This is a genomic window from Alishewanella maricola (genome assembly GCF_016343785.1).
Lineage (GTDB): Bacteria > Pseudomonadota > Gammaproteobacteria > Enterobacterales > Alteromonadaceae > Alishewanella > Alishewanella maricola.
Genome location: NZ_JAEINI020000004.1, coordinates 49,374 through 61,702 on the forward strand (window position 1 = coordinate 49,374; position 12,329 = coordinate 61,702).

The following is a 12,329-nucleotide window of genomic DNA, read 5'->3' on the forward strand; positions in this document are numbered from 1 at the left end:
TGTAGGTTTATTAAATGGCGAAAAAAAGCATTTCTTTGGCAAATTTGTATAACTCAATTTCATCGGTGTCAGTTGATGCTGTGCTTAATCAATTAAATTTTAGACATGCGAGTTTACGTAATTACCTGCGTACAGTGTTTTCTGGACAAAACCTGTTTAGCGATGGCTTTTTGGCTGACCCTGTAATTGAGGCAACTTTTGGCTGGCATTCTGCTATTGAGACTATGCATGAGTTGGCTGAGCAAAATGAGATTTCCCCTAAACTAGTTGATTGTATGGATGGTGCTTTTGCCCCATATACTGAAAAGCAAAAGAAAAAGGACCAGGAACAAAGAAAAACTCGTTTGGGATATGCTGCTGATATTGATGAGGATTACACCTGGCCCCGGAATCGACCACCATACATTCATCAGCTAGAAGCCTGGAGAGTACTAAATCAAGATAAACCGCGCTCTACTGTGGTTACTTCGGGAACTGGCTCAGGTAAGACAGAATGTTTCTTAGTTCCGCTACTTAACGATTTAGCTAAACAGGCAGAGCAGCAGGATTCTGAGCTTGTAGGTGTTCAAGCCATTATGCTATATCCATTGAATGCGCTGATCAACTCTCAGCAAGAGCGCTTGAGTGCTTGGACTCGAGGGTTTAACGGAAAAATCAGGTATGCCCTCTACACAGGGGAGACAGAAAATACTGCTCCGCCAAAAGCGACTAAAGCGTTTAAAGCGCATAAGCCCGAAAAAGTGGAGTATAGAGAGGACATTAGGAATGCACCGCCGCCAATACTAGTTACGAACTCCACAATTCTTGAATACATGCTTGTGCGTCCGGTTGATCGGGGAATCTTGGCTAAGTCTAAAGGCAAGCTTAGATGGATTATTTTAGACGAAGCACACACTTTGGTTGGTACACAAGCTGCCGAAATCTCGATGTTACTTCGTCGAACAATGATTGCATTTGATGTTAAACCTGAGGATGTAAGATTTGTTGCCACTTCTGCGACAATAGGTGATGCGAAAGATTGGGAAAAGACAGAGAAGCTATTAAAAGAGTTTCTTGCAGGCCTGGCTGGTGTTGCCCCTGGCCAAGTTTCTGTTGTTAGAGGTAAGCGATTTATACCATCAATTCCTGACGATAAAGATATTGAAGGAAATATTTCAATTTCTGAGCTTGAGAGCATGAGCAGTGGTGATGCGTATCAACGGTTATGTCAGATACCTTTAATGAGGCGTCTGCGACAGAAATTAATTCACTCACCAATGACGTTAGATGAGATAGCAAAAGACCTATATCCTGATGTTGAAAATATACAGGCGAAACACAGAGATAATGCGCTTAAGTTAATCGATGTTGCAACAGATGCTTATCCGGATGGAAATGCTGATCTTGAAGCGTTTTTTCCACTTAGAGCACATTTGTTTCATCGAGCGCAGCGCGGGTTGTGGGCTTGTGTAGACCCTAATTGTTCGCATAAAAATGGAACGGAGTTGGAGGCCGGATGGCCTTTTGGCCGAGTATTCGTTACTGAAAGACACAAATGTATAGAAGGGTGTGGGGCCCCGGTTTATGAATTGACTCACTGCAAAGATTGTAAGGAGCCTTCTCTTGCAGCATCGCTCGTTATTGATTTTCAGGGAAATCGAGTACTTCAGGCTAGAGATCAAGATGAACTTGATGAATATTCAGATGATATAGAATATGACCATGACGATGTACCAAATCAGCCGGAGTTTAAAACAAAAAATAATGTTCAGGTTTTTAGTTCTCACTCTAGCGACTTAGCTCGCTTCAAGTCTGTAGGTGCTGCAATTGACTCTAATTTAGCGCCGGATTCACAACAGTTAAAAGTTAAATCTGATAGCGGAATACCGATTAGATACTCGATAGCTGACAGGGACTCGCCACTACGATGCGCCTGTTGTGATGCTACTGAGACCATGCCAAATTCAACTTTTAAAAGGGCACTACTAGGTGCGCCATTCTTGATGGCAAATATTGTTCCTGAGTTACTACGCCATATTCCTCGTAAGAATGAAGACTCTCTTGTTGGCTCCCGCCTTATTACCTTTACCGATAGCAGGCAAGGGACGGCAAGATTTTCAGCGAAACTACAGCTAGATTCTGAGCGAAAGTGGTGTCGCTCTAAAATTTACCGTGAAATTGCGACTCGAAGCTCAGTTGTCGATTTTGACTGTGATCCAAAAATTAAGGCCTATAAAGATGCGTTGAAACTCATCCCGGAAGGTGACGCCCAAAAGAGCATAATCGATCTAATTAAGATAAGAGAAACAGAGCTAAGTAAAGAATCGTTCAGGTTATCTTGGGTCGACGCAGTGGTGCTTTTAGCCAACACCGATGAACTTAAACTAATGTCTGGCGAGCTTGATGTTGAAGATTACATGTTACCTGGAGAATATAAAAATAGAGATAACCAGTTTGACAACACCAAACAGCTTGCAGAGCTCTTTTTGCTTCGAGAATTTGCGCGCAGGCCCAAAAATGCCAACAACCTGGAAAGTCTCGGGTTAGTTAAATTAGTTTATTCAGGCCTAGATAACATTGAACAGGAGGAGTTAAGAGTAGGGTGTCCAACATGGCTGATGTTGGGTCTTAATCTGGATGATTGGAAGAATTACCTCAAAATTATTGTGGATTATTATATTCGGGAAAACACCCTCGTTGATATTCATTCATATCAAGTGAACTGGATGGGCGGTAAATTGTATGCCCGACTTTTACAAGGTCCTGACTTTGAAGCGATAAGCGAAGAACAAAATAAGGCTGTCTGGGCTTTTCCATCTGTAAACAAGGGTAACCAGCACAAGTTAGTGCGTATGCTGGAACTATACAGTAAGAAAGATGCAAAGGACGACCCAGAGCTTTTCAACACTATCTTGAGATTTGCATGGGAAACATTAAAAAAGAAAAACATAGTTGAATTTTATAAAGACGAAACTAGGGAGTGGCGCAAGGGTTTTCACTTAAAATTCTCTAAAGCGGTGTCTTTCGAGCTGGCTAAAACTGCATCGTTGTGTCCTATTACAAAGAGGTGGTTAGACACAACATTCAGAGATATGTCGCCCTATATGAACACTAAAACTTCACTAGAAGATTGTTTAGTGCAGGCTAAGCTTCAGACTATTCCACATCCCGATGCAAATATGCTTACAAGCGAGAGCTCACAAAACTTACGTAATTGGATACGAAATAACGAAATTATTCTCTCCAGAAAAAATGAAGGTAGCTGGAGAGATGTTGCTGATGCAGTGTTTTTACCGCCGGCAATGTTGCGCTCAGCAGAGCACTCTGCCCAGCAGTACACTACCAATCTGAAGCTTTTTGAGAAGGCATTCAAGAAAGATTTTTTGAACGTATTAAACTGCTCAACAACTATGGAAATGGGCGTTGATATTGGTTCCTTAACAATGGTGGCAATGAATAACGCTCCACCATCAACTGCAAATTACCTTCAACGAGCAGGTCGAGCTGGTCGCCGTGGGGAAAGTACGTCCGTTGTCTTCACGTTTTGCAAGGCTACACCCCATGGTGAACGAATTTTTGCTAATCCCAAGTGGCCTTTCGATACACCCATTCCAGTGCCGAAAGTTGCCCTGGAAAGTGCGCCAATTGTCAGTAGGCATATCAATGCATTTTTACTGTCTACTTATCTCAATTCTAAGTTCAGTAAAGAGAATCTACCTAAGTTGAAAGCTGGGAAGTTTTTTACTTCTGATACTGACACTGCACTATATGAGCGTTTTATATATTGGTTGTCACAAGAGGCCGTTGATAACGGCGATATTGCTGATCGCTTGAAATTGTTAGTCATGGGTAGTGGGCTCGCAGGATATTCGCCAGCCTCTTTGATCCACAATTCCTCAGTGAAGATTACTGAAGCCTCAATGCATTGGCTGAAAAGATGGTATGCACTTTCTGAAGAAATTCAGAGATCTGCATCAGATGATTCGGGAGCAAAACGGCGTTTAACAAAGCAAAAAGAATCAATGGAGAAAGAATCTCTATTGAGTGAATTAACTTCAAGGGGATTTTTACCAGGATATGGCTTCCCTATAAATGTTGTAGAGCTTGTCACAAATAACAAGATGGAGCGCTCAAAAGAGATAAAAGGTTATCCTTCAAGAGGGCTTGCTACTGCTATCCGGGAGTATTCACCTGGAAGCGATATAGTACTAAACGGTGCAGTGTATCGATCTATGGGGCTTCAGCTGTCCTGGAATACACCAAGTAATCAGCACGAGTTATACAAAATACAAAAATTGCGTAACGTTGTGCACTGCGACGAATGCGGTTTTTGTCAGGCAGAGATACATGGCGGCGTTGATATTAAAGTTTGTCCGGATTGCGGCTCGAGTAAACTTAAAGCTATGGAATACATTGTACCCGATGGCTTTAAAGTCGATTATTCGACTCAGCTCCATAATGATTACACTCAGCCTCATTATTCGCCCTACATAGAGCCTTTAATTTCTTTAACCGACGCTTCTTGGCAATCGTTAAATAGGCCTGAGTTTGGCCGGTTTAAAGTTTCCGATAACGGTAATTTGTTTTATTACAATAATGGTAATGGAGGAGGATACGCACTCTGTTGGAGCTGTGGCCGGATGGAGCCGTTAGCGGTCAAAAGCACGGATGGGCGGGTTTTAATAGATTTGGAAAGTCCATGTCGCTTGTTGAGTAGTAACGATCATCTGAGGCTTTCTGGCACCATTAAAGATGGAAATACAAAATGTATTAAGAGCGATTGGAGTATAAAAGTCAGCGCTGCTGAACAGCAAGATGGGCTGTTGCGAACTCCATTCGTTCTCGGATTCAGCAATTTGACAAGTATGTTTGAGTTACAACTTCGTAATCCACTTACGAATGAGTGGATATTCGATAAGAAATTGCTATTCACTTTAGGAGCGGCTCTGAGGCAGGTGTATTGCTTTACAAAGGGCATATCGACCGCTGAGTTAGGTATTTCGGTGTATTCCCGAAGCGTAGCTTCTATCGGTAATGAATCAGTATCTAGTCTTTATCTTTACGATACAGCTGAACAGGGTGCGGGGTATGCGTCTTCTATTCCTGAGGTTCTGCCCCAGCTTTTTAGTGAGATATTTAAATTTGCGTATGAATGTCCGGCTGCTTGTGATGCATACTGTCACGCTTGTCTTTTAGATTATGATACTCAGCATCATGCCGACAAACTTGATAGAAAATTATTGATTAACTTCTTCGAAGAAACAAAATTCCACAAGAGATTTAAAGTTGAACAGAATCGGGCTTTTTTTGGAGATAAGTCGATCCCTGAGCTAAACAACCTTGAGCAACTTTTGTCTCTTAAAGGTCGCTCTGCTGGATGCATTGATTTATTTATTTCTTCGGCGGATTGGGATTTCGCTGAGTCTTCAATTCTAGCTAAATTGCAAGATTTCAGAGGAATACCCATAAGACTTCTGATGTCTGAAGAAGTTAGTTTGACGCTGACTCCAAATCTTGCTTGGCAGTTTAGGTGCAAGCTACCGCCGAATATTGAATTAGGGGTTTATGATCACCCCGTTGAGTTGTTATTTGATGCGTACCCAATATTAAGAATGCAGTTTACTGACGGAGATTATTGGTTCGCAACCGACGATATATCGCAAACCTCATGCAACGCGAACTGGGGCATGGCAAAGGAATCGTCGTTGGTTGCAGCGAAGCCTTTAGATATTAAATTGCAAACCAGAGCATTTGATTTAGAAAGGCTTGCCCTAAGTTCTGAATTAGAGAGCAATATTGCCTTGATAGATGATTTATCAATAAGGGTAAATGTACCTTTTGACCGTTTTGGTGAGGCACTATTTAAACTGGTCGAGGATGAAGTTCCACGTTTTGCAGAGCTTTTTTCCGAAGGTATTGAACAAATTTCTTATACTGACAGATATTTATTCAGTCCCCTCAGCATGGGGCTCGCAATTTCAATGTTTGCTTACTTAAAACAAGCTTTTGGAGTAAATGAATTTGAAATTATTACCTCTTATCCGCACCCTGCTTATGAAAAAAAACCTTATTGCATAGCCGATAATTTCAGAGATACTGATGAAGTTAATGACTTTATTCAGGTAGCAAGCAGCCACTATGACATTTCGGTTTATCCTGAGTTTGCCGATAAAAATCAGATTGATCATGGTAGATGTTTAATGCTCAAACTTAAGAATGGTGAACGAGTAAGGTTTTTGTTTGATCAAGGAATGGGCTATTGGTCCACTAGACGCCCGTATAGTCGACGCCAATTTAACTTCGACGATGTATCCAGCTTGGATCTGTCAACCTGGGATTTTGAATTAGAGTCAGCTGGGGGAAGCAGTTATATCGTGGTTCACAAAGGAAACTAGACGCTTATTCCAAAAGGCACCTTAACTAGGTGCCTTTTCTAAACACTTTAAAGTTGGTCGCAGAAGTTTAATTAGCCAATAAATAAAGTTAGAGCTTAAAACCTTTCAAACAAATCCTCAACTTTGCAGTTAAATAACTCGCAGAGTTTATCTATTGTCTCAAAATCAACGCGCTGAGCTGTCTCTTTATAAAGAAGGGTTATTGTATTCCTGTTTAAACCGGTTTCTCGTGCAACGTCCACAATCTTCAACTTATGCTCGCCCATAAGTCTGGCCAAGTGACATCTAATCAATTTTTGCTACCCCTAATAAAAAAAAATCATTTTAAATGACAAAAAGCGCTTGCAAATATCATTTTGCGATGCTAAATTTCATTTAGGATGACATTTTAACTTACTGAATGTGATTCTGTTACTTAGGATAATGCACTTAAGGAGTTATTTCCATGAAAAAGTTATTGCAATCGACAACGGCGAAGAACGGCACGGTATATCTGCCTGCGGCTTCAGCTTCGGGCAGGCATGTATCGACATGTGTTAGGGCCAATGACGAATTAGCACAGAATCACATGAATGAGGAAAACCATGCATGGTTACGAGGCTTTCATTTAACAAATGGTAATGGTGATTATGTTGAACTGCCGTCAGCAATTCGAGCGGAGATTTTAAAAAAGCGCTTTCGCCGGCAAACAAGCAACCTTGCTACTAGCTTGATGACAGCACTGAAAATTGACCCGTATGGCACGCTACTGGTGCCAATCTGCGGATCTGGCCGAGAGGCTGATAACACAGAGGCGGTTCTCTACTGGGTTAGAAATTGCGCTTGCTGCCCCAGCTGCATACTCACTTTAAGTTTCAGCCAGATGCAACTCAAGTTCGTGCGTTTTCTTCTAGATCAAACCGGGCAGGAGTACTACGAATGAGCAATTCAAAACGACATCAGGGATTTCTGGCGCAATATTTTATTGTGAAATACGGAGAGCGGGGACTGAGCTACGCCTATGGCATGCGCCAAGAGCATGGTTTACCACTACATCTGATCAAAACTGCTCCTATCGTGCGGTTCGATCGCAAAACGGCTCGATTTTATACGCACTATGGTGTGTATGCAGTAGGAGAGTTAATTACCGATCCGGATGAGCAGCAACTGTACAAGTTGGCGCTGGCTAAAAACGAGGTGCATTTTCTGGACGATTTTACTCTGAGTGTACCGTTGTCACTAACGCTACATTAACATTGGTTAGTCAGCAAGGACGCTGTCTGCATTCAATATTATAGTGCGTTATTGTTTTATTTTTTTAGATTTGTGCGCGCTATAATATTGGTTTTCCTTTCTTGTTGAATATTATTTTAATGGTTAATTTGTGCGCGTTATAGTATTTTTATTTTATTCTTTTTACTTAGGGTTTAACTTTTTGCGCACTATAATTTTATGATTTTTGTTTGATGTTTTTATTAATATTGTTGTAATTAGGTGGGTTTGATTAATTTATTTTAATATATATATTGACAGCTCTGCTTTTAAGATCAAATAATAAAGGCATGGAGGTTATTATGAACGAGCTAATTTTAAATAGAAATGATATTGGAAAATACAATACATGGGTGCGCGCTATAAATGAAAAAATGTATAGGCCATATTTAACTGTTCGAAAAGTTAATAAATTTGGCCGAAGGCATTGGCTTTGGTGCGACGTTCAAAAAAGGGAGGTACATCTTCTATCAGATGGTGAGCGCAGAGCTTATGAGATTATGGTCTCAGATCCTCGCACCGTAAGTGTCTTTGAGCAATATGCGTTAGATATAACCGACACTCTTGCCATCGCTAAACAGTTTGGCGTTGTTCATCCGCGCAATTACAAAACAAGTCAGCTAAGTGTTATGACAACTGACTTTCTTATTGTCACTCAAGCTGTCGATAAATTTGGCGCTAATACCATTAAAAAAACTGCCTACACGTTCAAATACAGCTCTGAACTATACTCAGACTCAACATGCAGTGCATTTTTAAAGTCAGCTACGCGTACTATTCAGAAGTTGAAAATTGAACAAGAGTATTGGAAACGCCGGGGTATCGAGTATCGTATAATAACTGAGCTGCAGATGACTAAAGAATGGGCTTGGAATATTAATTTCTGTAAAATCGGCATCAAACAATCAGTTGATCAAGAGCTGGCAGTAAAGTTTTCAGCTTTGTTTTACAACAAATGGGAGCAAAATCGCTACATAAACTTATCTAATTTACTGAAGTTGAGCGCATTAGCAATGCGCATTGACCACTTTACTGCAGAGCAATTGTTCTATTTCTGCGTTCTAAACAAGTTGGTAAATTTAGTTCATTCCTCCTGCTTGCAAAAACATCTTCCAATCGAATTAGAGTGACATTTTATGCCCTTTGTTGGAAGCGGATTTTTTAGTGACGATAAATCATACAGACTTTGTGCTATTAGCCAATGCGGGCAGTACTTAGCATTATCCAACATGTTTAGAATAGCTAAAGGAGATTTTCAAAAGCCAGTTGTTTTCTCGCGTGTAGCACTCACTAATTTTTGTATTGAGAATAGTTTGATTGAGCAGGAGTATGATTTGCCGCCGGAGCTGAGTTTTTCTGACAGGACCCTGGAGTCTCAAGGCCGGACTAATTGGTTAAAGAAAAGAGATTCAAACTGGCTTCTACTGCGCTCAATTATCACTCCCGATTTGATTGAACAATACTTATTTGGTAATGGAATAAGTCAGCAAATTTTAGACGAAGTTAGTACCGGCGGATGGGCTAATAAATCTGCTTACTATCGTGCGCTTAACCGATACATAGCTTTGGGAATGACAAAAAATGCGTTGCTACCCATTAGATTGAAGAATTCTGGTACTCACAGTCCAAAATATAAAACTGTGCAAGAAATTACAGTAAAACGTGGACGTAAATCAAAATTTTCTCTGGATCAGACACGTGGCATATGTGAAGCAGACAAAACAAAGATCCTCGCTATTGCTAACAAGTTTAAAGCCGCCAATAAGAAATTTTCCATCCAAGCTGCGTTCAAATTATTTGATGCTACATACCAACGTACAGAAATGCAGCGAGACCTAGGCGATGGAGGTATACAAAAAATAACACTACCTTTTGCTAGAAGTGAATGCTTGAGCTATCACCAGTTCTATTATCACTTCCGAAAACTTATCGATGCTGAAACGTTAGCTAAGATCCAACATGGTCATCTTAAATATGCAAAAGATATTGCAGCAAGAACTGGATCTGCTCGTGATGGAATAGTAGGTGCGACACATCGCTATGAAGTCGATGCCACGGTTTTGGATTTATACGTTGCTTACCCGTACAAAGCAGGATTGACTGTAGGACGCCCAGTACTTTATCTAGTTGTTGATGTGTATTCCTCGATGATTGTTGGTATGTACTTGGGCTTCTCAGGCCCAGATTGGTCTGGTGTTGCTCAGGCGCTTGCAAACGCTTGTATTGATAAAGTTGAATTTGCGCGACGATACGGATTGGACATCTCTGAAAGTGATTGGCCAGCGCATCATATTCCCAGGGAAATTACTATTGACAATGGTCGTGAATATAAAGACTGCGTAATTTCTAGTGCACTTAAGAGTCTGCTAGGTATTTCCGCGGTCAATCTTGCTGCTGCTTATAGAGGCGACTGCAAAGGAACTGTTGAACGGACTTTCGGGGTATTAAATGACAGCCTAGTTCACCACTTACAAGGTTCGATTTTCAAACAGCAAGATAGAACTGAAAGCCACCCTTCAAATGATGCGAATTACACCTACCAGCAAGTAGTTGGCATTCTTATCAACGAAATCATCTTTCAAAACAAGTCTGCCAATCGTCTAAAAAAACTTGGTTTTAAAGCTGCGATAGACGGATGTGATATATGTCCAGAGGCAATTTATTTGCACAGCTTACAACATAATATGGCAGGGGGACGGCCAACAAAAGTTGATGAGCAAGCTAAAGTCTATTGGGCTTTTTTACCCGAGGAAGAAGCGACAGTAACGGATCACGGAATTAACTTCGGTGGTTTGGAATACATCTCTGATCACTCACTTATTGCCAGCATGTTTACCACTGCAATTAAAAAGCGCTTCAAAATCCCAGTAAAACGGTTAAAAGACTATGTGAATTGCCTTTGGTATCAAGCTAAAAGCGGAGAGTTTATCAGATTGGATTTGAAGCGTATTAACAACGACAGCCGATATTTAAACCTGCCGTGGGAGATCGTTGAACATCGACTATTTGAAGAGACATGTATTGAGCATGGCGCAAAAGAAAAGGAACGCTATCATCGTGCGGAACGTGATTCCAAAATCGGAGCGTTGATTGATAAATCTGCAGTTGAATCAAATTTCGCTCCAACGAGTCTCTCTAAGAGACGGTCGATGCAACCTGGAATTAAGCAAAGGAAAGTCGCGCAGCAACAGCAGAATCGTAATGCCGAAGGGGCTATGTTAACAAGAATGCTAACTCAACCCGCCAATACTCAGCAAGAACCGTCGGCGGAAGATGACTTGTATGACATTGATGGTGAGTTATTTTGATTTGGAGTTCGACATGGAAGCAACATATAAATCTCTGCCAGTTTTGGATTCAAAAGGTAATCCATTAGTTGAGGCTCTACATTTTTTATGTACACCAGAATTCCAGGAAAATGTGTTGTCGGGAAATCTTCTGTGGTGCCCACCAGATTATTGGCAATTATCGGTAATTTTTCGTACTGCTGCACTAGGAGCATTAGATCGAGTTCACGTTCCAGCAGCACAATTGGAAATATTATATGAGAAGCTTGTCGGGCATTTACTAAACTCTTATCGTCTTAGAAATCCCTTCAATGTTGATTCCAATAGGCTTAAATATTCGTTGGCTGTTGCGCTCAAAGACAAAAAACAAACAGCACCAATTGTAATGACTACGGCTCCAACTATGCTGGTTCATGGCGCGTCGGGTGTCGGAAAGACTTCAGGAATTAGAATGGTTTTGGGTGGCATACCGCAAGTGATATATCACAAGGAATACGCCGGGAATCCTTATAAGCAATCTCAGTTGCTATGGATATCAATAGATCTGCCTGCAACACCCAGTATTAAAGCTTTAGCGCTAAATTTTTTTCATGCTGTAGATAAAGCGTTGGGGACAGAGTACCACCTTAATTGGTCCAAGCGTAATCGGGATAGCGTGGATCAGCACATACTCGGAATGCAGTTAGCTGCACAGACACACGATCTTGGGCTGGTGCATATTGATGAAATGCAGTTCATGCTAAATTACGCCAGAAGCAAAGACACACCTTCCATGACTGTACTTGAAGCTATTTTCAACAAGCTTGGCATTCCTATGTTGCTGAGCACTACTACAGCAGGCCTTAAACTATTCCGAGCTGACTTTACTGAAAACGGTGGTGCTGACATTACAATAGCTAGGCGAATGCTGAATGACAGAGAAATACAGTTTAAACCTGTTGCTAAAAACTCTCCCCAGTTTGCGAACTTTTTTAAAGCGTTATTCCCGCCCGAGTCGCTACTTAACTGCTCTGAGCTTTCATCAGATTTTATTAACCAATTTCATCTGTTAAGTTGCGGTTTGCCGGCAATCATGTTGCGTCTTGCCAAGCAGTACCATGAGATTTTTATGCAGCTAGCGGGTAAAAAGGGGGCAACTTCAGCATCTACAGATGATGTAAAACTGCTAATGTCGGTATACAAAAATCAATTTGGATTGATTGACTATGCTTTGGGTTGCTTTCGACGTGGCATGCTCGATGAGTATGAGAAAAACCTTTCGAAGCGTCCGTCGATCTTACCCGACAAGCCGAAAGCGACACCTAAAAAGGCGGCTAAATCTGATTTAACAACTGTTCCCAACCCAATGTTTTCGCATTCGGCAATTATAAATGATGAAGTGAATAGCACTACGGAATTTAAAGTGGGGATGGCTTAA

Annotated in this window: 7 protein-coding genes; 6 read left to right on the plus strand and 1 reads right to left on the minus strand. The window is 41.1% G+C overall.

What is annotated here, in order from left to right; genetic code table 11:
- Positions 1-14 precede the first annotated feature (14 nt).
- A complete protein-coding gene (locus tag JAO78_RS07475) occupies positions 15-6,374 on the plus strand; it encodes a DEAD/DEAH box helicase (RefSeq protein WP_226750753.1) in 6,360 nt (2,119 codons plus the stop codon).
- A 95-nt stretch (positions 6,375-6,469) separates the two neighbouring features.
- On the opposite strand, the gene JAO78_RS07480 is transcribed toward JAO78_RS07475, so the two are convergent.
- Positions 6,470-6,667, minus strand: a complete 198-nt coding sequence (locus JAO78_RS07480) for a helix-turn-helix domain-containing protein (RefSeq protein ID WP_226750754.1) — start codon at positions 6,665-6,667, stop codon at positions 6,470-6,472.
- Positions 6,668-6,819: 152 nt separating this feature from the next.
- Between JAO78_RS07480 and JAO78_RS07485 the strand changes: the two genes are divergently transcribed.
- The 5 genes from JAO78_RS07485 (at position 6,820) to JAO78_RS07505 (ending at position 12,329) form a co-directional block, all read left to right on the plus strand.
- Positions 6,820-7,296, plus strand: coding sequence for a hypothetical protein (locus JAO78_RS07485; protein WP_226750755.1), 477 nt, complete (start codon positions 6,820-6,822; stop codon positions 7,294-7,296).
- The gene (locus JAO78_RS07490; protein ID WP_226750756.1) at positions 7,293-7,607 is read left to right on the plus strand and encodes a hypothetical protein; all 315 of its coding nucleotides are present in this window, start codon (positions 7,293-7,295) and stop codon (positions 7,605-7,607) included. The genes JAO78_RS07485 and JAO78_RS07490 overlap by 4 nt, the downstream gene beginning before the upstream one ends.
- Positions 7,608-7,927: 320 nt before the next feature.
- Positions 7,928-8,755 carry a TnsA endonuclease N-terminal domain-containing protein gene (locus JAO78_RS07495; RefSeq protein ID WP_226750757.1) on the plus strand — a complete coding sequence of 276 codons (828 nt, stop codon included), beginning with the start codon at positions 7,928-7,930 and terminating at the stop codon, positions 8,753-8,755.
- 99 nt (positions 8,756-8,854) lie between these two features.
- Entirely contained in the window at positions 8,855-10,933 is a 2,079-nt protein-coding gene (locus JAO78_RS07500) for a TnsB C-terminal domain-containing protein (RefSeq protein ID WP_226750758.1), read from the plus strand.
- A 13-nt stretch (positions 10,934-10,946) separates the two neighbouring features.
- Complete coding sequence (locus tag JAO78_RS07505) at positions 10,947-12,329, plus strand: ATP-binding protein (RefSeq protein ID WP_226750759.1); 1,383 nt, start codon at positions 10,947-10,949, stop codon at positions 12,327-12,329.

Excerpts from the sequence above, each read along its gene's own strand:
- JAO78_RS07475 (WP_226750753.1), top strand. The coding sequence starts at position 15 with ATGGCGAAAAAAAGCATTTCTTTGGCAAATTTGTATAACTCAATTTCA.
- JAO78_RS07485 (WP_226750755.1), top strand. The coding sequence starts at position 6,820 with ATGAAAAAGTTATTGCAATCGACAACGGCGAAGAACGGCACGGTATAT.
- JAO78_RS07490 (WP_226750756.1), top strand. The coding sequence starts at position 7,293 with ATGAGCAATTCAAAACGACATCAGGGATTTCTGGCGCAATATTTTATT.
- JAO78_RS07495 (WP_226750757.1), top strand. The coding sequence starts at position 7,928 with ATGAACGAGCTAATTTTAAATAGAAATGATATTGGAAAATACAATACA.
- JAO78_RS07500 (WP_226750758.1), top strand. The coding sequence starts at position 8,855 with ATGTTTAGAATAGCTAAAGGAGATTTTCAAAAGCCAGTTGTTTTCTCG.
- JAO78_RS07505 (WP_226750759.1), top strand. The coding sequence starts at position 10,947 with ATGGAAGCAACATATAAATCTCTGCCAGTTTTGGATTCAAAAGGTAAT.